The following is a 21,729-nucleotide window of genomic DNA, read 5'->3' as shown; positions in this document are numbered from 1 at the left end:
TCACAGTGAGGTCATGACCGATGTGACATCTGCGAAGAGTGCCCGCCGTCCGCACCACTGGCGGCGGGACCTGATCGAACTGGCCGCCCTGTTCACGGCGGTCGCCGTCGCCGACGCGATCGCCAATCTGATCGGCCACCAGCCGGACGGGCCCTACCTTCTGATCGCCTCGGCCGTGGCGCTGGTGGCCACGACCGCCTTCCACACATGGTGGGCAAGGCGTCACAGCCACGCCCCGCCGCCGGGCCCCGGCAGCGGGGCGACGGCCTCCTCCACGGATTCCGTCGCGGATTCCGTCACGGCCCCGGCCACGAGCCCGGACATTGTCCCCGTCCCCTCCGACGGGGAGGGACCGTCGCTGTCCGCCGGGGAGACGGTGCTCTGGCGGATGCGGACGACCGTACGGGACAGTCCGGGCACCCTGGCCGCGCTGTGCACCGCACTCGCCCGGTTCCGTGTCGACATCCTCACCCTTCAGACCCACCCGCTGGCGCGGGGCACCGTCGACGAATTCCTGCTCCGCGCGCCCGCGACGCTCCGGGCCCGGGAACTGACCCGGGAGATCTCGGCGGCGGGCGGTACTTCCACCTGGATCGAACGCGCGGACGCCCACGATCTGGTCGACACACCGACGAGCGTCCTCGGGCTGGCCACCCGAACCGCACTCGACGCGGCGGAACTCCCCCTGGCACTGCGCCGGCTGCTCGGCCGGTGCACCATCCACTCGCTGCCCGCGGTATCGGTCACCGGACGCCCCACCGGTGAGAGCGCCCCCGTGGAGGGCGTGCTGGAGGAGACCGTGATGCGGCTGCGCGACCCGTCCGGCGGCCTGATCACCGTCGAACGTCCGTATCTGCCGTTCACACCGGCCGAGTTCGCCCGCGCCCGCGCGCTGGTCGAGCTCGACGCCCGGCTCGGCCCCCGGGTCCCGCGCAGTCGGGCCGTGCTCACCCTCCCCGAGGGCAACGAGATCACCGTGCGCCGCGCGGACCGCGGCGACCTCGCCGCCGCCCGCGCCATGCACGACCGCTGCTCCGAGCGCACGCTCGGCCTGCGCTACCACGGTCCGGTCCGTGACGCGGACCGGTATCTGGACCACTTGCTGAGCCCTCGCTTCGGCCGCACCCTCGCCGTGCGGACGGCCTCCGGCCGCCTGGTGGCGCTCGGCCATCTCCTCTGGGACGGCGACGAGACCGAGGTCGCACTCCTCGTCGAGGACGACTGGCAGCGACGGGGAATCGGCTCGGAACTGCTCGGCCGCCTCGTGGCGCTCGCCGTGGAGGCGGGCTGCGAGAGCGTGTACGCCGTGACGCAGTCCCGCAACACCGGCATGGTCGCGGCCATGCGCGGGCTCGGGCTGCCCCTCGACTACCAGATCGAGGAAGGCACCCTGGTCATCACCGCCCGGCTGAGGACGGCTCCGGCTGTTCCCGGCGCTGCTGCCGCTCCGACAGCACAGGCTCCGGCGACTCCGTCGGAGCCGACAACTCCGACGGCTCCGACGGCAGTTCCCGGCCGGCCGGACGGACCCGGTCCACGGGGCGGACAGGTCCGTCGCTGAGCGCCTGGCACAGATCCGCCCACAGGTCCTCGACGTCCTCCAGGCCGACCGACATACGCAGCAGCCGGTCCCCCACACCGGACGCCTGCCGGTCTCCCTCATCCACGATGCGGTGGCTGATGGAGGCCGGATGCTGGATCAGCGAGTCCACACTGCCCAGGCTGACGGCGGGCGTGATGAGCCGTACCCCCGCGATCACGTGGTGCGGATCCCCGTGCACCTCGAACGAGACCATCGCGCCGCCCAGCGCCGGGTAGTGCACCCGCGAGATCCGTGGGTCGGCGGTGAGGCGGCGGGACAGCTCGGCCGCGCTCGCCGAGGCCGCACGGACACGCACCGGCAGCGTGGAGAGCCCGCGCAGCAGCAGGTAGCCGGCCAGCGGATGCAGCACGCCGCCCGTGGCGAACCGCACCTGGCGCAGCCGGGCCGCGAACTCCTCGTCGCAGGCCACGACCCCGCCCATCACATCGCCGTGCCCGCCCAGGTACTTGGTCGCGCTGTGCAGGACGATCCGGGCACCGTGCTCGGCCGGCCGCTGGAGCACGGGAGTGGCGAAGGTGTTGTCCACGAGCAGCGGCACGGACCCGCAGGAGTGGGCGACGGCCCGGATGTCGACCTCCGCGAGGGTGGGGTTGGCCGGTGTCTCGACCATCACCAGGCCGGTGTCGGGCCGGATCGCGTCAGCGATGCCCGCCGGATCGGTCCAGGTCACCTCGGTGCCCAGCAGTCCCGCGCCCAGCAGATGATCGCTGCAGCCGTACAGGGGACGGACGGCCACCACATGGCGCAGCCCCATGCTCGCGCGGGCCAGCAGGACGGCCGTCAGCGCCGCCATGCCGCTGGCGAACGCGACAGCGCTGTCGGTCCCCTCCAGCTGGGCCAGCGCCGTCTCGAAGCGAGCGGTGGTCGGGTTGTCCAGCCGGGCGTAGACCGGCGGACCGTCCGGCCGGGCGCCGGTCGTGGCGAACGCGTCGATCCGTTCGGCCTCGCCCCGGGAGTCGTACGAGGGATAGGTGGTGGACAGGTCGAGCGGTGGGGCGTGCAGTCCGAGTGAGGCGAGATCGTCGCGTCCGGCGTGCACGGCTTCGGTGGCCAGCGCCCTGGACCGGGATGGGGCCGGGGGCGTCATCGAGACTTCGTTGTCCATGGGCCCACCCTGAACACCTACCGGAAGGTAGGGGCAAAGGCCCGTGCTACGTTCGCCCGATGGCCGAATCTGTCGCACTGGATCCGGTGGATCTGCACATTCTGCGACTGCTGCAGAACGATGCGCGGACCACGTACCGCGAACTCGCCGCTGAAGTGGGTGTGGCGCCGTCCACCTGTCTGGACCGGGTGACCCGGCTGCGCCGCTCGGGTGTGATTCTCGGCCATCAGCTGCGGCTCGACCCCGCCATGCTCGGCCGGGGCCTCGAAGCCCTGCTCCTGGTGCAGGTCCGGCCGCACCGCCGGGAGCTCATCGGCCCGTTCGTCGAGCGGATCAGGGCGCTGCCGGAGTCCCGTGCGCTGTTCCACCTCACCGGCCCCGACGACTATCTCGTCCATGTCGCGGTCGCCGGAACGGCGGATCTGCAACGGCTCGTGCTGGACGAATTCACCTCGCGCCGTGAGGTGGCCCGGGTGGAGACCCGGCTGATCTTCCAGCAGTGGGAGTGCGGTCCACTGCTGCCACCGTCCGAGGGAAGCCGGGCGGAGGGAGGCCGGGCGGAAGGAAGCCGGGCGGCGGCTCCGTGACGGCCGCGAAAAACGCGGTTCCGGACGCCTGAGCCCGAATGATGGTGACGCGGAGGGCCGCGCCGTACGAGGATGTCCGCATGTCAGACACATCGAGCCGCGCGCTGCCCCGCCAGGTCGCCGACGCCTACGTCGACGCATTCATCGAACTCGACCCGATCACGGGAACCTATCTGGGTGTGCCGGAAAGCTCGCGCCGCCTGCCCGATTTCTCACCGGCCGGTCAGGCCGCCCTCGCCGCACTCGCCCGCGCCACCCTGGCCGAGCTCGATGCCGCGGAGCGGGTGCCCGGCGCCGACAGCGACGCGGAACGCCGCTGCGGACGGCTGCTGCGCGAGCGCCTGACGGCCGAGCTCGCCGTCCATGACGCCGAGGAGGGGCTGCGGGCCGTCTCCAACATCCATTCGCCCGCCCACAGCATCCGTGAGGTGTTCACGGTCACCCCGACCGAGACCGACGAGGACTGGGCCGCGGTGGTGGACCGCCTGCGCGCGGTTCCCGCGGCTCTGGAGGGGTACCGGGCCTCGCTGGCCCTCGGCCTGGAGCGCAAGCTCTACGGCGGGCCGCGCCCGACCGCCACCTTCATCGAGCAGCTGGCGGAGTGGAGCGGAAGCGAGGGCCCGTCGTTCTTCGAGGACTTCGCCGCTCCCGGTCCGGCCGCTCTGCGTGCGGACCTGGACGACGCCGCCCGGCAGGCGACGGAAGCGGTCGTGGCACTGCGGCAGTGGATGAGCGAGGTCTACGCCCCCGCGATCGAGGGTGCGCCCGACACCGTGGGCAGGGAGCGCTACGCCCGCTGGTCCCGCCAGTTCAACGGCACCGATCTGGATCTCGACGAGGCGTACGCGTACGGCTGGGCCGAATACCACCGGCTGCTCGCCGAGATGAAGACGGAGGCCGACAGGATCCTGCCCGGCGCGGGTCCCTGGGAGGCGCTCGCCCACCTCGATGTGCACGGCAAGCACATCGAGGGTGTCGAGGAGGTCCGGGACTGGCTGCAGAGCCTGATGGACGAGGCGATCGAGGCACTCGACGGCACCCACTTCGAACTCGCCGAGCGGGTACGGAAGGTGGAGTCCCGGATCGCCCCGCCCGGGGGCGCGGCCGCGCCTTACTACACCGGTCCGTCCGAGGACTTCTCGCGCCCCGGCCGCACCTGGCTGCCGACGATGGGCGAGACCCGCTTCCCGGTGTACGACCTGGTCTCCACCTGGTACCACGAGGGTGTTCCCGGCCATCACCTGCAGATCGCCCAGTGGACGCATGTCGCCGACAGCCTGTCCCGCTACCAGGCGTCCGTGGGCCAGGTCAGCGCGAACGCCGAGGGATGGGCACTGTACGCGGAGCGGCTGATGGACGAGCTGGGCTTCCTGCCCGACGCGGAACGGCGGCTCGGCTATCTGGACGCCCAGATGATGCGCGCCTGCCGGGTGATCGTGGACATCGGCATGCACCTGGAGCTGGAGATCCCGGCGGACTCGCCGTTCCACCCGGGTGAGCGCTGGACACCCGATCTGGCCGAGGAGTTCTTCGGCCGCCACAGCGGCCGTCCGGCGGACTTCGTGGCGAGCGAGCTGACCCGCTATCTGTCGATGCCCGGTCAGGCCATCGGCTACAAGCTGGGCGAGCGCGCCTGGCTGCTCGGCCGGGAGAACGCCCGCAAGGCGCACGGAGACGCGTTCGACCTCAAGGCCTGGCACATGGCCGCGCTGTCACAGGGTTCGCTGGGTCTGGACGACCTGGTGGACGAGCTGTCGAAGCTCTGACGATCCGACGGGTCATCGGCGCCCCGGCACGGGCTCATGGCACTCCGGTCCGGCGCGCTCCGCTCCGGTACGCCGGCCGGAGCGCCCCTCCGGGGTACGCCATGAGCCCGGCCGCCGTCGGTCAGCGGCCGCAGTCCCCGGCATCCGCCGATGCGGTGAGCGAATCGGCGGTGCGCCGCTCACGGCCCGCCCAGGTCTCGAACGCGAAGCCCCGCGCGCCCCGCACTCGAATCCGCCGAGCATCTCCTCGGCCTGATGGCCGAGTCCGGCGAGAGCCGGGGCGGCGACGCGGGTCGCGCCGTTGCAGCCGGGGCCCCAGCAATACGTCACCACCGGCACGGGGGTCCAGAGTGCGGCCGGCCGCCCGGGAACGAGGGCGGGCCGGATCGGTGCCCTCGGCTCCGTCACCACCAGCGTCGTCCACTCCTCGCCGCGGCCCCGGCGGCGACCGGTCTCCGAGCCCTCAGGTCACCCGGTGGCGCACCGCTGATCCGTTCCGCTCCTTCACCACTTCGAGCTGGGCCGGGATCCGGCGACGCAGATCGGCGACATGGCTGACGATGCCAACACTGCGGTCCCGCTCGCGCAGCGAGTCCAGCACGTCGAGCACCTCGTCCAGGGTCTGGTCGTCCAGGCTGCCGAAGCCCTCGTCGATGAAGAGCGTGTCCAGCCCGGCGCCTCCCGCCTCGTCGGTGACGACATCGGCGAGACCGAGTGCCAGGGCGAGCGAGGCGAAGAACGTCTCACCCCCGGAGAGCGTGGCCGTGTCGCGCTCGCGGCCCGTCCAGGCGTCGACGACATGCAGGCCGAGTCCCGACCGGCGGCCTCCGGCACGGGCATCGGAGTGGACCAGGGTGTAGCGGCCCGAGGACATCTGCTGAAGCCGGGCGGTCGCGGCCGCGGCCACCTGTTCGAGGCGGGCGGCGAGTACATACGCCTCCAGGCGCATCTTGCGCTCGTTGTCGGCGGCGGTGCCCGCGGTCAGCCCGGCGAGCCGCGCGACGCGCTCGTACTCCTGGCGCACCGGGCCCAGACCCCGGACCTCCTCGGCCGCTCGCCGCGAGAGCCGGCCGAGTTCGGCGCACCGTTCCTCCGCGGCGGCGAGTGCCGTCGCGGTGTCGCGCAGCAGACGCTCGGCCCGGTCGTAGGCGGCCTGGGCGAGATCCGGCGCCGCTCGCGGGCGCTCGGCGGCAGCGCGCGCGTCGTGTTCCGTGCGCCGGTCGGCCACCGCGGCGGCCTCGGCCTGCCAGGCGTCGATCCGTTGCTGGAGGTCGCGCTGGCCGGCGGCGTCGAGCAGGGTCTCCGCGGCCTCCTGGGGGGTGTTGAAACCCGCGCGGAAGGCAGCGTCGGAGAGCCGGTCGTCGGCCTCCTTGCGCCGCTGCGCCGCGTCCTGTTCGGCGCGGACGGCCGCCGCGGCCCCGGCGAGAAGCGTGACCCGGCGGGTGAGCAGGTCGGCGTGCGCGGCGACGGAGTCCGACTCCCCACGGGCCATGACGAGTCCGGATTCCAGCGCGGACTGCTCACGGTCGAGCGCCTCCCGCTGGGAGGTCCGGGCGGCGGCCCTCCGCTCGGCCTGTTGTTGCTCGTCGAGGCGGCCCAGGTGCTCCCGCTCGGCCGCGGCGAGGGCCTCGCGTGCGGCATGCGTCCCGGCCGCGAGGCGGTGCGCCTCGGCATGCTCGCGCGCCAACCGGTCCACGAGCGCTTCCAGTTCGGCGGCGGCGGGGTCCACGGCCGAGGCCCGGACGGCGCCGCCCGACCCCGGAGCCGTGCCCGGCCCCGTACCCGCCGCGGCGGGTACGGCTCCGGCGGCGTCAGCCCCTTCCGCCGCCTCGCCGCGCGCCGCGGTGTGCCGTTCGCGTACGACTCCGAGCGCGTGTTCCGCCTGGGCACGCGTCTCCTCCGCGTGCCGGTGGGCGGCGAGGGCCGCCTCCTCCGTCGCCCGGTCGACATGGCCGTCGCCCGCGCTGGCGGGTGCCGGGTGCTCGGCCGAGCCGCACACCGTGCAGGCCGCGCCGTCGACGAGTTCGGCCGCCAGTTCCGCCGCGATGTCCCGCAGACGCCGTTCGCGCAGACCGAGCCAGTTCTCATGGGCCGCGAGGGCTCGTTCGCGGGCCTCGTCCAGCCGGTGCCGGGCGGCCGCCGCCTCGACGGCCAGCGCGTCGCGGCGACGTGCGGCGTCCAGCCTCCTGCGGGCCGGGGCCAGACGCCCCGCCACCTGTTCGGCGCGGGTCGCGGACTCCTGTGCCGTCTCGATCCGCTCCCGCAGGGTCCGGTGGGCGGTGTCCCAGCCGGCCAGCCAGCCGGCCGCTTCCTGGATCAGTTCCTCGTCGGCCCGGGACTGCCGTTCCAGCCGGCTCCGTTCGGCGTCGATCTCCGCGCTGCGGCGTTCGGCGCGGCGGGCGGCGTCGAGTCCGCCGAGCTCCTGGCGGAGTCGGCGCTCCAGTTCGGCGAGCTGTTCCGCGCCCGCGTCGCGCAGACTCCCGGGCAGCAGGGCACGGGACCGCTCGCGGGCCTCGTTCGCCGTGCGGTAGGCCCGTTCGGCCTCGTCCCGGAGCTCCAGGGCCGGTGCGACCCGGTCCGCCTTGCGCGCACGCTCCAGACGCGCGTGCAGGCGGTCCCGTCCGGGGCGCCGTTCCTCCAGCGCCGCGGCGCGCCGCAGGGTCTCCTCGTACCGCTGCTGGAGTCTCGCCAGCTCGCGTTCCGTGTCCAGTGCGCGGCGGGCGGCTTCCTGTTCCCCCTCCACCGCGGACAGGACGGAGCGGGCGATGTCGAGCCGTTCGCGCGCCGTGCTGCGGGCGATGGCTGCCCATTCCAGTACGCCTTCGGCCAGTCCCGGCTCTCCCGGCTGCGCGGCGGGCGGGGCGGTCTCGTCGGCCGCGGGGCCGGCGGCCTGGGCGATGCGCTGGGCGACGGCGAGGATCTTCTCGTCCCCCGCCTTCACCCTGGCCTCTGCGCCGCGTCGCAGTTCGGCGAGGCGCTCCTCCACGGCGGCGAAACGCCGGGTGTCGAAGAGCCGCCCGAGGAGTCTGCCGCGGGCCTCCGCGTCGGCGCGCAGGAAGCGGGCGAAGTCACCCTGGGGCAGCAGCACGACCTGGCAGAACTGGTCCCGGCTCATGCCGATGAGCCGGGTGATCTCCTCGCCGATCTCCTGGTGGGAGCGGCTGAGGGCGCGCCAGCCGTGCTCGGCGTCGTACTCGCGCAGCCAGCTCTGCGCCTTCTCCGTCGTGAAGCCGTCGCCCTTCTTCTTGGGGCGGGGCTGGGCGGGCCTGCGGGTGACTTCGAGGCGGCGGCCCCCGACGGTCATCTCCAGCAGGACCTCGGTCGGCAGCCCCGCGGGCGCGTGGTCACTGCGCAGGGAGGTGCCGGGGCTCTGCCGGGCGCCGGGAACCGCGCCGTACAGGGCGTAGCAGACGGCGTCCAGCACCGAGGTCTTCCCGGCTCCCGTGGGTCCGTGCAGCAGGAAGAGGCCGGCCGAGCTGAGCGCGTCGAAGTCGACTTCCTGGGTGGCGCCGAAGGGGCCGAAGGCGGTGAGGGTGAGGCGGTGCAGTCTCAACGCGACACCTCGTGCACGCCGTCGTCCACGCGTACGTCGTCGAAGGCCTCGCGCAGCACGGTGCGCTCCCGCTCGTCGGGCCCGCTGCCGCCCCGGACATGGGCCACGAAGTCCTCCGCGATCTGGTGGTCGTCGCGCCCCTTGAGCCGCTGGGCGTACGAGGCGTGGGGATCCTCGGGGGCGCGGTCCGGGTCGAGGACCAGGCTGAGGATGTGCGGGAAGCGCCGTGCGAGGCGGACCATCGGCTCGGCGGGGCGTGCCGGGTCGGTGAGGGTGGCCTCGACCCAGGAGTTCTCGTGCCGCTCCAGGGCCGGGTCCTCGATCAGGGTGTCGAGACGGCCGCGGATCCGGGCGAGAGGCCGCGGGACCGGGCAGTCGACGCGTTCGGCGGTGAGGCCGCCCGAGCCGTCGAGGTCGATGAGCCACATGGTCTTGCGGTGGCCGGCCTCGGAGAAGGAGTACGCGAGGGGGGACCCGGAGTAGCGGATGCGCTCGGTGACCGTCTGGCTGCCGTGCAGGTGGCCCAGGGCCACGTAGTCGATGCCTTCGAAGATTCCGGCCGGGACGGCTGCGACCCCGCCGACGGTGATGTCGCGCTCGCTGTCGCTGGGCCGCCCGCCCGCGACGAAGGCGTGGGCGAGGACCACGGACCGGGTGGCGCCGCTCCCGGTGGCACCGGACCGGGCGGAGAGGTCCGCGCGGACCTTGTCCATGGCGGCGCCGAGGACGGCCTCGTGGCCGGCCCTCGCGGCTCCCAGGGTGTCCTTGACGAGGGCGGGTTCCAGATAGGGCAGGCCGTAGAACGCCACATCGCCGTGGTGGTCGCTCAGCACGACGGGGGTGGCGCAGCCCTCGGGGTCGGTACGCAGATGGATGCCCGCCCGCCCGAAGAGGCCCGCGCCGACGCCGAGCCGGCGGGCCGAGTCGTGGTTGCCGGAGATCATGACGGTCGGGACGCCCGCGTCGGCGAGCCGGTGCAGCGCGGTGTCGAAGAGTTCGACGGCGGCCAGCGGCGGCACGGCACGGTCGTAGACGTCACCGGCGACCAGCACCACATCGACGTCCCGCTCCCGCACGGTCGCCAGCAGGTGGTCGAGGCAGGCGGCCTGCGCGTCGAGCAGCGGGACGCGGTGGAACGAGCGCCCCAGGTGCCAGTCCGAGGTGTGCAGAATCCTCAAGACATCACTCCGCCGACTCCGACCTGCATGTTCTTCGTCCTCCACCCCATGGGCCGGTCCGGCCCCGCACCGGATCCGGGCCGGTCCGGCCCGTAATCACGCTGTCAGCACCGACCACGCTAGCGCCGGTGCGCCCCTGAATCCGCATCGATCACGGTTTTCCCCGGGCACGGTGCGGTGTCAGGCATCGCCGTACGCCTCGCCGCCCAGCACCAGCGTCGCCGATCCGGCGGTCGCGTCGGCCAGCCAGGCGATGAACGCCGGGACGTCGGAGTCCGGGAGTCCGATCTCGATCGTGACGGCCTCCGCGTACCGCACCTCGCGCACGTCCCGGCCGGTGGCGCGCAGATCGTTCTCCAGCTTCCCCGCCCGCTGATGGTCGACGGTGACCGTCGCGAGCCGGAACCGCTGCCGGGTGAGGGTGCCGAGTTCGTCGAGTGCTTCGCCGACCACTCCCCCGTACGCCCGGATCAGACCGCCGGCGCCGAGTTTCACGCCCCCGTAGTAGCGGGTGACGACCGCGACGACGTAGCGCACCTCGCGGCGCAGCAGCATCTGGAGCATGGGCACACCGGCGGTGCCGCCGGGCTCGCCGTCGTCGCTCGCCTTCTGCACGGAGGCGTCGGCGCCGATCACGTACGCGAAGCAGTTGTGGGTGGCGGTGGGGTGTTCCCTGCGGACGCGTGCGACGAACTCCTGCGCCTCCTGTTCGGTGGCGGCGGGGGCGAGCGCGCAGAGGAAGCGTGATCGGTTGATCTCGCTCTCGTGCACGCCCGCGCGGGCGACTGTCCGGTACTGCTCCTGCATCCGGCCACCCTATGCGCCGGTGTCCGGGTGCGTCCGGGCGGGAATGGCGCGCGGGTATCGTCCGTTGTCCGGGCATGTACGCAGACGAAGCGACGATCCGGCGGATTCTTCAGCACACGGGCGACACCTGGGCGGTGGTGGGCCTGTCCGGCAACCGTTCGCGGGCGGCCTACGGCGTGGCCGAGGTGCTCCAGCGCTTCGGCAAGCGGGTGGTGCCCGTGCATCCCAAGGCGGAGCCGGTACACGGCGAACAGGGGTACGCCTCGCTGGCGGAGATCCCGTTCCCGGTCGATGTGGTGGATGTCTTCGTCAACAGCGAGCTGGCGGGCGGGGTCGCGGACGAGGCGGTCGCGGTGGGCGCGAAGGCGGTGTGGTTCCAGCTGGGGGTGGTGGACGAGCAGGCGTACGAGCGCACGCGCGCGGCCGGGCTCGACATGGTCATGGACAGGTGCCCCGCCATCGAGATTCCGAGGCTGGCTCCCGGGGCCTGAGCCGTCCCGGGGTGGCATGGCACCTGCCCCGGGACGGGAAGAATGCCCACCGTGAGCGTTCCTCTCGACGGTGACCTGGCCGCCGCCCACCTGGTCGCGCTCGGCGTACGGCCGGGCGATGTCCTGCTCGTGCACGCCTCGCTGCGGGCGGTGGGACCGGTCGACGGGGGCGCGCGGACGGTGGTGCACGCCCTGCGCCGGGTCCTGGGGCCGGCGGGGACCGTGGTGGTTCCCGCCTTCACCCCGGAGAATTCCGACACCTCCCCGCACTACCGGGAGCGCGTGGAGGGACTGAGCACCTCGGCCCGGGAGGCGGTGCGCGCGTCGATGCCGCCCTTCGACCGGGACACCTCGGCGGCACCCTCCATGGGCCGTCTCGCCGAGACCGTCCGGACCACCCCGGGGGCCGGGCGCAGCGGGCACCCGCAGACCTCGTTCGCGGCGATCGGCCCGGCGGCGGGCGAGCTGCTCGCGGGGCACCGCGCCGACTGCCATCTCGGGGAGGACTCACCGCTGGCCCGGCTGTACGAGGCGGATGCCCGCATCCTGATGCTGGGAACCGCCTTCGACACCTGCACCGCCTTCCATCTGGGCGAGTACCGGCTCCCCGATCCGCCGCGGCGCCGCTACCGCTGTGTGGTGACCCGTGAGGGCCGGCGGCAGTGGTGGGAGTTCGAGGACGTCGACCTGGACGACAGCGACTTCGGGGGCCTGGGGGCGGCCTTCGCCGGTGCGGCGGGCGAGGGGACCGTGCGCACCGGCAGGGTGGGAGCGGCGCCCTGCCGCCTCGTGCGGTTCACCCCGGCCGTCGACTTCGCCACCGGCTGGCTCGCCGCCCACCGGCCCGTCCGGGGCTGAGGCGCCGGTGCTGGGCCGGGACATCGGGAGCGGGCCCGGGACATCGGGAGCGGGCCCGGGACATCGGGAGCGGGCCCGGGACATCGGGAGCGGGCCCGGGACACCGGGAGCGGGCCCGGGGCTCAGACGCCGAGGCCCTCCACGAGGACGGCACCGGGCAGGGCCGCGAGGGCCTTGCCGGGGACGATCAGCTTGCCGCGCCGTCTGCCGCTGCCGATCAGTACCCACTCCTCGTCGACGACCGCGGGGTCGAGCAGCAGCGGCCAGGAGGCGGGCAGTCCGATCGGGGTGATGCCGCCGTACTCCATGCCGCTCTCGCCGACCGCCACGTCCATCGGGGCGAAGGACGCCTTGCGGGCGCCGAGGTGACGGCGTACGGCGCCGTTCACATCGACCCGGGTGCGGGAGAGCACCACGCACGCGGCGAGGGTGACCTCGCCGCCGCGCTTGCCCGCCACGACGACGCAGTTGGCGGAGACATCGAGCAGTTCCGCGCCGTGGTGCTCGGCGAAGACGGCGGTGTCGGCGATCGCCGGGTCCGTGTCGACATGGATGATCCGCTCGGCGCCGATGTCTCCCCACCCTCCGGCCAGCACCTCGGCGACCGGACCGGGGAGCAGATCGAGCCGTTCCGAAGCGGGGGAGGCATCCTCGAAGGTGCCGATGGGAGCGCGCATGGCCTCACGCTAACAGCGCCCGGCGCCCGCCCCGGGGCCGTCCCGGAGTGCGGACGGCTCGGCGCGCGGGCGGGACGGGGACGGCCGTGATCAGCTCGGCCGACCCGGTGCCGCCTGCGCGGGAGACGTGCGGATCCCGCCCCGCTGCCCGGCGCCCGGCGACTCCTGCGACCGGGCCAGCGCCAGCAACTGGTCGGAGGTGACGCCCGCCGGGATCGGCACGGGAGCCGGTGTGCGCAGGGGCGGCTGCCAGCCCCGGTCCGGATCCCAGCTGCGTACGACACGCGCCGGCGCCCCCGCCACCACCGCGTGGTCGGGGACCTCGCCCCGGACGACCGCGCCGGCCGCCACCACCACATTGCGGCCGAGCCGGGCACCGGGCAGGACCACCGCGCCCGTACCTATCCAGCAGCCGGGGCCGATCTCGACCGGCTCCATCCGCGGCCACTGCTTGCCGACGGGCTCGTGCGGGTCGTCGTAGCTGTGGTTGGTCGAGGTGATGTAGACGTACGGACCGCAGTACGTGTCCGGGCCGATCGTCACCGTCGTATCGGCGATGACATGGCTCCCGCGGCCGAGCACCACCCCGTCACCGAGGGTCAGTATCGGGTCGGGTCCCAGGTCCAGGCCGGGCATCATCCCGGCCGTGAGCGTCACCTGTTCACCGATGACGCAGTGTTCGCCGAGCATGATCCACGGCTCGCCGAACACCGTGCCCTGCGGGAACGCGAGCCTGGTCCCCGTGCCTATCCGGCCGAAGCGCAGTCTCCCGGGGTGCTGGGCGGTGACCGCGCCGGACTCCCGCAGCCAGGCCCAGCCGCGGTGGACAGCGCGGGAGGCGGCGCGGCGGCGCCAGCGGGCGAAGGAGGAGAACACGTTCCGGTTGTTCGGCACGGGCTCACGGTAGTCGGCGGCGCACGGGCCCATCCGTGCGGTGACCTGTGATGTTCACCCCACCCCGGGGGCAGGCGGAGAATCCTCACCTACCGTTTCCCTGGCATGAGCGCACCACACCGGAGCACGGAGGAGCAGACCATGGCGGAACAGGCGTTGATCACGGGCATGGGCGGCAAGGAGCCGGAGATCGATGCGGAGGCCTTTGTGGCACCGACCTCCGTGGTGATCGGCGAGGTGACCCTGGCCCCGGGTTCCAGCGTCTGGTACCAGGCCGTGCTGCGCGCCGACTGCGGCCCGATCACGCTCGGCCCGGACAGCAACATCCAGGACAACTGCAGCGTGCACACCGACCCCGGGTTCCCGCTCACGGTGGGGGCGCGGGTCTCCGTCGGTCACAACGCGGTGCTGCACGGCTGCACGATCGAGGACGACGTGCTGATCGGTATGGGCGCGACGGTGCTCAACGGGGCACACATCGGCGCCGGTTCACTGGTCGCCGCGCAGGCGCTGGTCCCGCAGGGAATGCGCGTACCGCCGGGTTCGCTCGTCGCGGGAGTGCCCGCCAAGGTGAAGCGGGCGCTGACCGAGGAGGAGCTCGAAGGCGTCAGGTTCAACGCGGCCGGTTATGTGGAGCTGGCCAAGGCGCACCGCGCGGCCCACGAGGGCTGAGGAAGGCCTCCCGGCGGCTGCCGCGGCCCCGGCCCCGGGTCGGCCCTGCCGCGCCGCGGGGGTCAGTCCGCCGTTCCGACCCGCGGCCCGTACACCGTTCCGCGCCGCGGGTCAGTCCGCGGCCGGGACTGCCGCCGGTTCGGCCACCGGGTGGCCGCCGGACCGCGCCGCCTTCTTCGCCCGGTTCCTCAGGACCAGCATCGACGCCAGCCCGAAGAGCACGGCGATCACCAGACCCAGCCACGAGAAGCGCTTGAGCCAGGCCTCGGCGACGACTCCCACCGAGTAGACGACGGCCGTGGTGCCGCCCGCCCAGACGATGCCGCCGAGCACGTTGGCGGTCACGAACTTCCAGTACGGCATCCGCAGGACTCCGGCCAGCGGCCCGGCGAAGATCCGCAGCAGAGCGACGAAGCGGCCGAAGAACACGGCCCACATGCCCCACTTCTCGAACGAGCGCTCCGCCATGGCGATCTGCGCCTCACCGAAGTGCTTGGGGAACCTCCGGCCCAGCCGGGCGAGCAGCGGCCGGCCGCCCCTGCGGCCGATGGCGTAGCCGATCGAGTCCCCGATGATCGCCCCGGCCGACGCACAGGCGCCGAGCACCACCGGGTCGATCTCGCCGTGCTGGGAGGCGAGCAGCGCCGAGCTGACGAGGATGATCTCGCCGGGCAGCGGAATGCCCAGGCTCTCCAGTCCGATCACGACCCCCACGAGGAGGTAGACGCTGATCGCGGGAACCGTCTCCAGCCACTCCTGGACGTGCAACGCCGGTGCCTCCCGTACGGGTTGTCGGCCGCGGGTGCCGCGGCGCAGGCGGGAAGCCTACCGGCCCGCGGCAGCGCGAAGGGCCGCCGCGCCCCCCTCGCCGGGAGCGCGGCGGCCCTTGGCCACCCCTGGTACGAGCGTCCGTCAGCTGTTCGGGCGCAGCGTCCAGACCACGGTCATCTCACCCGTCACCGCGCCGTCGGCCCGCTGGATCTCGATGCCCACGGGGAACTCGGGCCGCTTGCCCTCGTCCAGTTCGGCGACCACCTCGGCGATGGGGCGGCCGAGCGTCGCGGTCGCGGTGACCTCTCCCATCGCCAGCTTCTTGTAGCCGATCTCCGCCTTCACCGCGAGCGGCACGGCGCGCGACATCTGGTCGCCGAACGCGGCTATGACGATCGCGCCGCTGGCCGATTCGGCGAGCGTGAACATCGCTCCGGCGTGCGGGCCGCCGACATGGTTGTGGTACTCCGCCTGGTCCGGCATCCGCACGACCGCGCGTTCGGCGGTCGTCTCCAGGAATTCGAGGTTCAGGGTCCGGGCCATCGGAACCGTCGCGACGAGCATCTCGCCGACGGTCATCTGTTCAGCGCTCATGGCCCGAATGTTACTCACGGGTAGGACCGTTTGGCCATCCCTCGCAGGGGCGGCCGTGGCAGCGGGGGCGCCGCCCCTCTATGGTTACTGGCCATGTGGCCAGGACAGCAGCCGCCCGGGGGCGAGCAAAACCCGCAGGACCAGAATCAGAACCCGTACCAGCAGCCGGGGTACCCGCAGCCGAATCCCTACCAGCAGCCGGGATATCAGCAGCAGGGCCAGCCGGGTTACCCGCAGGGGCAGCCCGGCCAGCAGCCGGGTTACCCGCAGCCCAACCCGTACCAGCAGCCGACCGTGACGGCTCACGCCGTTCCGGGGCCGCCCGGGGGGCCGCGCCCCGACGACAAGAAGAAGACGACCGTCGTCGCCATCGTGGCGGCGGCCGCGGTCGTCGTGGCCGCCGCGGTCACCGGCGTCGTCGTGATGAACAAGAACGACGACGACAAGGCCACGACGGTCGCGGACGACAAGAAGTCGTCCTCGCCCAGCGCCGAGGTGTCCGGTTCCCCCTCCACGCCGGTGGAGAACCCGCGGGGCGCCGGCGGGGAGGCCAAGCCCCTGATCCCGGGCTGGAAGGTCGTCACCAACCCCAAGTGGGGGACCCAGTTCGACGTTCCGGGTGACTGGGAGGTCGCGGGCACGGGTGTGTTCGCGGGATTCGAGGACGCCAAGAAGCCCGAGGGGCCGCCCGCCGTCGGATTCTCCGCGCCCGCCTACTACAAGAGCAAGTGGTGCGTCGACGACGCCGACAAGGACGGCACCAAGGAGGACACCGGTCTGGCCGGTGTCGGAACCAAGGGCGCCCAGGGTGCCAAGAGCACCGACGAGGCCGCCACGAACGAGGCGGGCAACTGGGTGTGGGCCGCCTACGCCCAGACCGAGCCCAAGGGCACCGTCAAGGTCGGCAAGCCCAAGCCGTTCACCACGAAGTCGGGCCTGTCCGGAAGCGTCGTGACGGCCACCGCGTCCGGGGTGTCCAAGAAGGAGAAGTGCGACACCGACGGCAAGTCGATCGCCTTCACCTTCAAGAACGCCAAGAGCGAGTACTCGACGTGGGTGCTGTACGCCAACGCGGCGGTCAAGGACGAACTCCCCGACACCACGATCCAGCAGATCCTCAGCACGGTGCGGCTCGCGGAGACCACGCCCTGAGCCTGCCATGACGCGGCCGGTGGGCGGCGAACGGCAGGCGAACGGCGGACGCCGCCGCGGTCATCACGAGCCCGCTCCCGCGGGCCCACCCGGTCGCGGCGGCGTCCGCCGTTCCCGCCCGGGTCCGGCACTTGTCCCTCAGCCGATGCCGAACGCCCCGTCCGGCGGTACGGGTGAGGCGACCGCGTCCGCGTCCGTGACCGGCTCCGCCGCGCCGATGAACCCTACGAGGGCGTCGTCGTACTCGACCCTGGCCGGAAAGGCGTCGGCGGCGCAGCGGCGGGCGAGCGCCGCCGTGTCGAGGGTCGTGTGCGAGGCGATGAGCACGACGTTGCCGAACCTCCGGCCGCGCAGCACGGCCGGTTCGGCGATCAGCGCCAGCTCGGCGAAGACCGCGGCGAAGTTGGCGAGCTGCGAGCGCAGAAAGCCGAACGGAGCGCCGTCGGCCAGATTGGCGGCGTAGAGCCCGTCCGCGCGCAGGACCCGCCCGGCGGCCCTCGCGTACTCGACGGAGGTCAGCTGGGCGGGAACCCGGGAGCCGCCGAACACATCGGCGACCAGGACATCGGCCGAGCCCGGCGCGGCCTGCTCCAGCCACCCCCGGGCGTCGGCGCCGTGGACCGTGATGCCGCTGCCCTCCGGCACCGGAAGGTGCTCCCCGACCAGGTCCAGCAGTGCGCGGTCCGCCTCGGCCACGTGCTGCCGTGATCCGGGCCGGGTCGCCGCGACGTAGCGGGGCAGGGTCAGGGCGCCGCCGCCCAGGTGCACCACATCGAGCGGGGTATGGGGTACGGCGGCGCAGTCGACGGCGTGGGCAAGCCTTCGGACGTACTCGAATTCGAGGTACGTCGGGTCGTCGAGGTCGACATAGGACTGGGGCGCGTCATCGACCGTCAGCAGCCAGGCCCGCTCGCGGTCCACATCGGGCAGCAGGCGGGCGGTGCCGCGGTCGACGTCGCGGATGACGGGTATCGGCTCGTTCACTCCCCCATTGTGCGGCGTGGTCCGCGCTGCTCCGCACCGCGCGGACCCGCAGCGGTGCCCTCGTGGACCCGCGCCCGCGGTCTGCGGGGACGGGTCCACGAGTCCCGGTCCGTCAGAGCAGTCCGGTGACCGTACCGGCGCCGACCGTGCGGCCGCCCTCGCGGATCGCGAAGCCGAGGCCGGCCTCCAGCGGGATGTCACGGCCCAGCTCGACGGTCATGGTGACCGTGTCGCCGGGGCGCGCGACCGCCGCCTCGCCGAGGTCCACGTCCCCGACGACGTCCGCCGTACGGATGTAGAACTGCGGCCGGTAGCCGGTGCCGACCGCGGTGGTCCGGCCGCCCTCCCGCGCCGACAGCACGTACACCTGCGCGGTGAACCGGCGGCTCGGGGTCAGGCTGCCCGGCGCCGCCACCACATGACCGCGGCGGACCCGGTCGCGCTCCACTCCGCGCAGCAGCAACGCCACGTTGTCGCCGGCCTCGGCGGACTCCATCGGCTTGCCGAAGGTCTCCAGGCCGGTGACGACCGTGTCGATGTCCGCGCCGAGCACGGCCACCCGGTCACCGACACGTACGGTGCCGCGCTCCACGGCGCCGGTGACGACCGTGCCCCGGCCGGTGATGGTCAGGACGTTCTCCACCGGCAGCAGGAACGGCGCGTCGGTGTACCGCACCGGCATCGGCACGTAGGTGTCGACGGCGTCCAGCAGCCCCTCGATCGCGGTGGTCCACCGGGGGTCGCCCTCCAGCGCCTTGAGGCCGGAGACCCGCACCACGGGCACGGTGTCGCCGCCGTAGCCGTGCGCGGAGAGCAGCTCGCGGACCTCCAGCTCGACCAGGTCGGTCAGTTCCGGGTCGCCCGCGTCGGCCTTGTTGAGGGCGACGACGATGTGGTCGACCCCGACCTGACGGGCGAGCAGCACGTGCTCGGCGGTCTGCGGCATGATCCCGTCGAGCGCGGAGACGACGAGGATCGCTCCGTCGAGCTGCGCCGCACCTGTGACCATGTTCTTGATGTAGTCGGCATGGCCCGGCATGTCGACATGCGCGTAGTGCCGGGTGTCGGTCTCGTACTCGACGTGCGCGATGTTGATGGTGATGCCGCGCTGGGCCTCCTCGGGCGCCCGGTCGATCCGGTCGAACGACACATAGGAGGTACTGCTGCCGCCGCGCTCGCTGAGCACCTTGGTGATGGCGGCGGTGAGCGTGGTCTTGCCGTGGTCGACATGGCCCATGGTGCCGATGTTGAGGTGCGGCTTGGTCCGTACGTACGCCGTCTTGGGCATGGCTCGTTCCTTCGGAGAATCGAAGCTGAGTGCAGAGGACCCCAGGTCCCGCCGACCCTCCCCCTGCGGGGTCCGCCGGACTGTCGGGGGAGGGTCAGCTTCGGGCGCCGCCGATGGGCGCCGCCGCGCAGGAGACCGCGGCGGGGAAGGCGGCTGCCGCGATGACCGCGACAGCGCTCTCGGCAGCCTTCGGCGCGTCCGCGACTGCGGACGACGCTGCGGGGAAGGCGTACCGGAACATGCCCCGATGATGGCCCGGCGGTACGGCCGCGTCGAATGGTTTTCGGTGCCCGGAAGCTGTCCCGTACCTCCCTGGCGGGCGCCCGACGGCACAGGCGCGGCTCCTCCCGGCATCGCCGACGGCTTGCGCGGAACGCCCGCGTGGGATGCCTGCTCGGGGTGCCCGCTCGGGGTGTCACGTGGGGTGCCCGCGTGGGATGTCGCGTGAGGTGCCCGCCATCTGCGCATTACGGCGATCACACACACGTTTCGGTTACTCTCCCCGAATGTTCGACCCCGTCCCCGCGGCCCGGCCCACCGGTGGTCTCGCCATGCGCTGTTCGAGGGCGCTGCTCTCGCCCTGGTCCCGGTTCTCCCTGCTCGTGGTGGTGCTGCTGGCCGCCGCGTCGACGATGCTGCTGTTCGAACCACAGCGACTGCTGGCCTCGGGGTGGCCCCCTCAGCTGACCGGCGGCGCCGCCGCCATGCTGTTCGGCCTCGCGTACGGGGCCTGCACGGTGGCCTTCGTCCCGCGCCCCCTCCTCAACATCGCCGCGGGTGCCCTGTTCGGCACGCAGGCGGGGCTGGCGGCGGCCCTGGCGGGCACGGTGCTCGGTGCGGGAGTCTCGTTCATGCTGGGCCGGGTGCTGGGCCAGGACGCGCTGCGCCCGCTGCTGCGCGGGCGCTGGCTCAAGGCCGCCGACGGGGTGCTGAGCCGGCACGGCTTCCGGTCGATGCTGGCTCTCCGGCTCTTCCCCGGGGTGCCCTTCGCCGCAGCCAACTACTGCGCGGCGACCTCGCGCATGGGGTATCCGCCGTTCCTGCTGGCCACGGGAATCGGCTCGATACCCAATACGGCCGCGTACGTCATCGCGGGCAGCGAGGCGGCCTCGCCGACGTCGCCCGCGTTCCTGGCCGCGATGGGGTTCATCGTGGTGTCCGGCCTCGGCGGGGCGCTGGTCGCCTGGCGCAAACGCCACCGGCTGAGCGGCGAATGACCCGGACGCCGGCGAGGGAGGCCCGGAGGCCGCGGCAGCACGAGTACCGCGGGGCGGGCACCCCCGGTGCCGGGGGCGGGCGGCGGGGGCAGGCGGCAGAACGTTCACTCACAGGCGATACGCTGCCCGCGACCCACAAAGGATCCCCGGGGCCGATGCCCTGATGCGTCCCTTCCCCTTTGACCGCAATCCGCACGCTGCCGGCGGCCCTGTGCCCACCGGCCGATGCACGATCACCTCCGGGATGGCCAAAGCCCCATGAGCTGGTTCGAATCATTCGTCCTGGGCCTCGTTCAGGGACTGACCGAGTTCCTGCCGATCTCCTCCAGCGCCCATCTGCGGCTGACCGCGGCGTTCGCCGGCTGGCACGACCCGGGGGCGGCGTTCACCGCCATCACCCAGATCGGCACGGAAGCGGCGGTACTCATCTACTTCCGCAAGGACATCGTCCGGATCGTGTCGGCCTGGTTCCGGTCGCTCACCAACGCCTCGATGCGCAGCGACCACGATGCGCAGATGGGCTGGCTGGTCATCGTCGGCTCGATCCCGATCGGTGTGCTCGGCGTGACGTTCAAGGATCAGATCGAGGGCCCGTTCCGGGATCTGCGGCTGATCGCGACGACTCTCATCGTGATGGGCATCGTCCTCGGAATCGCGGACCGGCTCGCCGCCCGCGACGAGGCGGGCGGCAAGCACCGCGCGGTGAAGGAGCGCAAGTCCCTCAAGGAGCTGGGGGTCAGGGACGGCCTGATCTTCGGTTTCTGCCAGGCCATGGCGCTGATCCCCGGCGTCTCCCGCTCCGGCGCCACGATCAGCGGTGGTCTGCTGATGGGCTACACCCGTGAGGCGGCGGCGCGGTACTCGTTCCTGCTGGCGATCCCGGCCGTACTGGCCTCGGGCGTCTTCGAGCTGAAGGACGCGGGCGAGGGCCATGTGTCCTGGGGACCGACGATCTTCGCCACCCTGATCGCCTTCGGTGTCGGGTACGCCGTCATCTCATGGTTCATGAAATTCATCACAACCAAGAGCTTCATGCCGTTCGTCATCTACCGGGTGCTCCTCGGCATCCTCCTGTTCGCCCTGGTCGCGGCCGGTGTGCTGAGCCCGCACGCGGGTGAGTCGGCGGGCTAGCCCCCCGGCCGCCGGATCCACCACGGACCGCGTGACCGCCCCGGCCCCGTCCCGTCGCCCCGGGCCGGGGCCGTCCTCGTCCGGGGGTTCAGTCCACGTCGGCGACGGTGCCGGCGAGCGTGAAGGCGAGGCTGTACGTGACGTCGGGATAGAACGCCCGGTGCTGGTCGAAGAGCGCCTCGGTCCACTCACGGGCCACGGGGTTGTTGAAGGCTCGCTCGGGAGCCGCCTTCTTGGCCTCCGCGGCATCGGGCGAAGCCACCCACATCACCGTCCCCCCACACGCATGCAGCTGGCGGCTGATCCGGGGCGCACGGACCCACGCCCGACGGATCCGGCCGGCCGGACACCCCGTCCACGGCCGATTCCCCCATGGCCCGGCGGTGTCCCTCCGCCGGGCC

General features: G+C 72.9%; 20 protein-coding genes and 2 pseudogenes. 9 read left to right on the top strand and 13 right to left on the bottom strand.

Going from position 1 to position 21,729, the window contains the following annotated elements; translation table 11 throughout:
- Positions 1-22: 22 nt before the first annotated feature.
- Positions 23-1,462: pseudogene (locus tag ACIGJO_RS24700) on the top strand (GNAT family N-acetyltransferase); the annotation flags it as partial.
- Here the strand turns inward: ACIGJO_RS24700 and ACIGJO_RS24695 are convergent.
- Positions 1,398-2,708: a trans-sulfuration enzyme family protein gene (locus ACIGJO_RS24695; RefSeq protein WP_399961455.1), complete on the bottom strand. Its 1,311-nt coding sequence runs from the start codon at positions 2,706-2,708 to the stop codon at positions 1,398-1,400. The pseudogene ACIGJO_RS24700 and the gene ACIGJO_RS24695 sit on opposite strands and share 65 nt — an antisense overlap.
- Positions 2,709-2,767: 59 nt before the next feature.
- Here ACIGJO_RS24695 and ACIGJO_RS24690 point away from each other — a divergent pair, with 59 nt between their 5' ends.
- Complete coding sequence (locus ACIGJO_RS24690; RefSeq protein WP_399961453.1) at positions 2,768-3,295, top strand: Lrp/AsnC family transcriptional regulator; 528 nt, start codon at positions 2,768-2,770, stop codon at positions 3,293-3,295.
- Positions 3,296-3,375: 80 nt separating this feature from the next.
- Positions 3,376-5,061 (top strand): DUF885 domain-containing protein, encoded by a 1,686-nt coding sequence (locus ACIGJO_RS24685; protein ID WP_399961451.1) that lies wholly within the window; start codon positions 3,376-3,378, stop codon positions 5,059-5,061.
- Positions 5,062-5,182: 121 nt separating this feature from the next.
- Here the strand turns inward: ACIGJO_RS24685 and ACIGJO_RS24680 are convergent.
- The 4 genes and pseudogenes from ACIGJO_RS24680 to ACIGJO_RS24665 form a co-directional block, all read right to left on the bottom strand.
- A pseudogene (locus tag ACIGJO_RS24680) lies at positions 5,183-5,439 on the bottom strand (rhodanese-like domain-containing protein); the annotation flags it as partial.
- A gap of 85 nt (positions 5,440-5,524) precedes the next feature.
- A complete protein-coding gene (locus ACIGJO_RS24675) occupies positions 5,525-8,614 on the bottom strand; it encodes an AAA family ATPase (RefSeq protein ID WP_399961449.1) in 3,090 nt (1,029 codons plus the stop codon).
- Positions 8,611-9,792 (bottom strand): exonuclease SbcCD subunit D, encoded by a 1,182-nt coding sequence (locus ACIGJO_RS24670; RefSeq protein ID WP_399961447.1) that lies wholly within the window; start codon positions 9,790-9,792, stop codon positions 8,611-8,613. Before ACIGJO_RS24670 ends, ACIGJO_RS24675 begins: the two co-directional genes overlap by 4 nt.
- Before the next feature lie 180 nt (positions 9,793-9,972).
- Positions 9,973-10,599 (bottom strand): YigZ family protein, encoded by a 627-nt coding sequence (locus ACIGJO_RS24665; protein ID WP_399961445.1) that lies wholly within the window; start codon positions 10,597-10,599, stop codon positions 9,973-9,975.
- A 74-nt stretch (positions 10,600-10,673) separates the two neighbouring features.
- Between ACIGJO_RS24665 and ACIGJO_RS24660 the strand changes: the two genes are divergently transcribed.
- A complete protein-coding gene (locus ACIGJO_RS24660; RefSeq protein ID WP_399961443.1) occupies positions 10,674-11,090 on the top strand; it encodes a CoA-binding protein in 417 nt (138 codons plus the stop codon).
- Between the two features lie 42 nt (positions 11,091-11,132).
- Positions 11,133-11,948 (top strand): aminoglycoside N(3)-acetyltransferase, encoded by an 816-nt coding sequence (locus tag ACIGJO_RS24655; protein WP_399961440.1) that lies wholly within the window; start codon positions 11,133-11,135, stop codon positions 11,946-11,948.
- A gap of 122 nt (positions 11,949-12,070) precedes the next feature.
- On the opposite strand, the gene ACIGJO_RS24650 is transcribed toward ACIGJO_RS24655, so the two are convergent.
- Together ACIGJO_RS24650 and ACIGJO_RS24645 are read right to left on the bottom strand one after the other, a co-directional pair.
- Positions 12,071-12,625: a YbaK/EbsC family protein gene (locus ACIGJO_RS24650; protein WP_399961438.1), complete on the bottom strand. Its 555-nt coding sequence runs from the start codon at positions 12,623-12,625 to the stop codon at positions 12,071-12,073.
- 90 nt (positions 12,626-12,715) lie between these two features.
- Entirely contained in the window at positions 12,716-13,519 is an 804-nt protein-coding gene (locus ACIGJO_RS24645) for an acyltransferase (protein ID WP_399961436.1), read from the bottom strand.
- A gap of 141 nt (positions 13,520-13,660) precedes the next feature.
- Between ACIGJO_RS24645 and ACIGJO_RS24640 the strand changes: the two genes are divergently transcribed.
- Entirely contained in the window at positions 13,661-14,191 is a 531-nt protein-coding gene (locus ACIGJO_RS24640) for a gamma carbonic anhydrase family protein (protein WP_399961731.1), read from the top strand.
- A gap of 111 nt (positions 14,192-14,302) precedes the next feature.
- Here ACIGJO_RS24640 and ACIGJO_RS24635 read toward each other — a convergent pair whose 3' ends face one another.
- Together ACIGJO_RS24635 and ACIGJO_RS24630 are read right to left on the bottom strand one after the other, a co-directional pair.
- Positions 14,303-14,959: a DedA family protein gene (locus ACIGJO_RS24635; RefSeq protein ID WP_399961434.1), complete on the bottom strand. Its 657-nt coding sequence runs from the start codon at positions 14,957-14,959 to the stop codon at positions 14,303-14,305.
- 144 nt (positions 14,960-15,103) lie between these two features.
- On the bottom strand, positions 15,104-15,541 hold the full coding sequence (locus ACIGJO_RS24630) for a DUF4442 domain-containing protein (RefSeq protein ID WP_399961729.1): 438 nt from the start codon (positions 15,539-15,541) through the stop codon (positions 15,104-15,106).
- A 108-nt stretch (positions 15,542-15,649) separates the two neighbouring features.
- On the opposite strand from ACIGJO_RS24630, the gene ACIGJO_RS24625 reads away from it, so the two are divergent.
- Complete coding sequence (locus ACIGJO_RS24625) at positions 15,650-16,708, top strand: hypothetical protein (RefSeq protein WP_399961432.1); 1,059 nt, start codon at positions 15,650-15,652, stop codon at positions 16,706-16,708.
- A 138-nt stretch (positions 16,709-16,846) separates the two neighbouring features.
- Here the strand turns inward: ACIGJO_RS24625 and ACIGJO_RS24620 are convergent, their stop codons facing one another.
- The 3 genes from ACIGJO_RS24620 to ACIGJO_RS24610 form a co-directional block, all read right to left on the bottom strand.
- Complete coding sequence (locus tag ACIGJO_RS24620; RefSeq protein WP_399961430.1) at positions 16,847-17,692, bottom strand: spermidine synthase; 846 nt, start codon at positions 17,690-17,692, stop codon at positions 16,847-16,849.
- A gap of 112 nt (positions 17,693-17,804) precedes the next feature.
- Positions 17,805-18,980, bottom strand: a complete 1,176-nt coding sequence (gene tuf / locus ACIGJO_RS24615) for an elongation factor Tu (protein WP_399961428.1) — start codon at positions 18,978-18,980, stop codon at positions 17,805-17,807.
- A 94-nt stretch (positions 18,981-19,074) separates the two neighbouring features.
- A complete protein-coding gene (locus ACIGJO_RS24610; RefSeq protein ID WP_399961426.1) occupies positions 19,075-19,221 on the bottom strand; it encodes a hypothetical protein in 147 nt (48 codons plus the stop codon).
- Positions 19,222-19,486: 265 nt separating this feature from the next.
- Here ACIGJO_RS24610 and ACIGJO_RS24605 point away from each other — a divergent pair, with 265 nt between their 5' ends.
- Positions 19,487-20,197 carry a TVP38/TMEM64 family protein gene (locus tag ACIGJO_RS24605; protein ID WP_399961424.1) on the top strand — a complete coding sequence of 237 codons (711 nt, stop codon included), beginning with the start codon at positions 19,487-19,489 and terminating at the stop codon, positions 20,195-20,197.
- A gap of 258 nt (positions 20,198-20,455) precedes the next feature.
- A complete protein-coding gene (locus ACIGJO_RS24600) occupies positions 20,456-21,328 on the top strand; it encodes an undecaprenyl-diphosphate phosphatase (RefSeq protein ID WP_399961422.1) in 873 nt (290 codons plus the stop codon).
- Positions 21,329-21,416: 88 nt separating this feature from the next.
- On the opposite strand, the gene ACIGJO_RS24595 is transcribed toward ACIGJO_RS24600, so the two are convergent.
- Positions 21,417-21,590, bottom strand: coding sequence for a hypothetical protein (locus tag ACIGJO_RS24595; RefSeq protein ID WP_399961420.1), 174 nt, complete (start codon positions 21,588-21,590; stop codon positions 21,417-21,419).
- Positions 21,591-21,729 lie beyond the last annotated feature (139 nt).

The sequence above is a fragment of the Streptomyces sp. NPDC079020 genome (genome assembly GCF_044542225.1).
Lineage (GTDB): Bacteria > Actinomycetota > Actinomycetes > Streptomycetales > Streptomycetaceae > Streptomyces.
The sequence above is the reverse complement of the archived record's forward strand: the minus strand, read 5'-3'. Positions and strand labels throughout refer to the sequence as shown.

Coding starts and splice junctions, on each gene's coding strand:
- ACIGJO_RS24600 (WP_399961422.1), top strand. CDS start 20,456: ATGAGCTGGTTCGAATCATTCGTCCTGGGCCTCGTTCAGGGACTGACC.
- ACIGJO_RS24660 (WP_399961443.1), top strand. CDS start 10,674: ATGTACGCAGACGAAGCGACGATCCGGCGGATTCTTCAGCACACGGGC.
- ACIGJO_RS24650 (WP_399961438.1), bottom strand. CDS start 12,625: ATGCGCGCTCCCATCGGCACCTTCGAGGATGCCTCCCCCGCTTCGGAA.
- ACIGJO_RS24665 (WP_399961445.1), bottom strand. CDS start 10,599: ATGCAGGAGCAGTACCGGACAGTCGCCCGCGCGGGCGTGCACGAGAGC.
- ACIGJO_RS24630 (WP_399961729.1), bottom strand. CDS start 15,541: ATGACCGTCGGCGAGATGCTCGTCGCGACGGTTCCGATGGCCCGGACC.
- ACIGJO_RS24655 (WP_399961440.1), top strand. CDS start 11,133: ATGCCCACCGTGAGCGTTCCTCTCGACGGTGACCTGGCCGCCGCCCAC.
- ACIGJO_RS24685 (WP_399961451.1), top strand. CDS start 3,376: ATGTCAGACACATCGAGCCGCGCGCTGCCCCGCCAGGTCGCCGACGCC.
- tuf (WP_399961428.1), bottom strand. CDS start 18,980: ATGCCCAAGACGGCGTACGTACGGACCAAGCCGCACCTCAACATCGGC.
- ACIGJO_RS24695 (WP_399961455.1), bottom strand. CDS start 2,708: ATGGACAACGAAGTCTCGATGACGCCCCCGGCCCCATCCCGGTCCAGG.
- ACIGJO_RS24690 (WP_399961453.1), top strand. CDS start 2,768: ATGGCCGAATCTGTCGCACTGGATCCGGTGGATCTGCACATTCTGCGA.
- ACIGJO_RS24605 (WP_399961424.1), top strand. CDS start 19,487: ATGTTCGACCCCGTCCCCGCGGCCCGGCCCACCGGTGGTCTCGCCATG.
- ACIGJO_RS24610 (WP_399961426.1), bottom strand. CDS start 19,221: ATGTTCCGGTACGCCTTCCCCGCAGCGTCGTCCGCAGTCGCGGACGCG.
- ACIGJO_RS24640 (WP_399961731.1), top strand. CDS start 13,661: ATGGCGGAACAGGCGTTGATCACGGGCATGGGCGGCAAGGAGCCGGAG.
- ACIGJO_RS24625 (WP_399961432.1), top strand. CDS start 15,650: ATGTGGCCAGGACAGCAGCCGCCCGGGGGCGAGCAAAACCCGCAGGAC.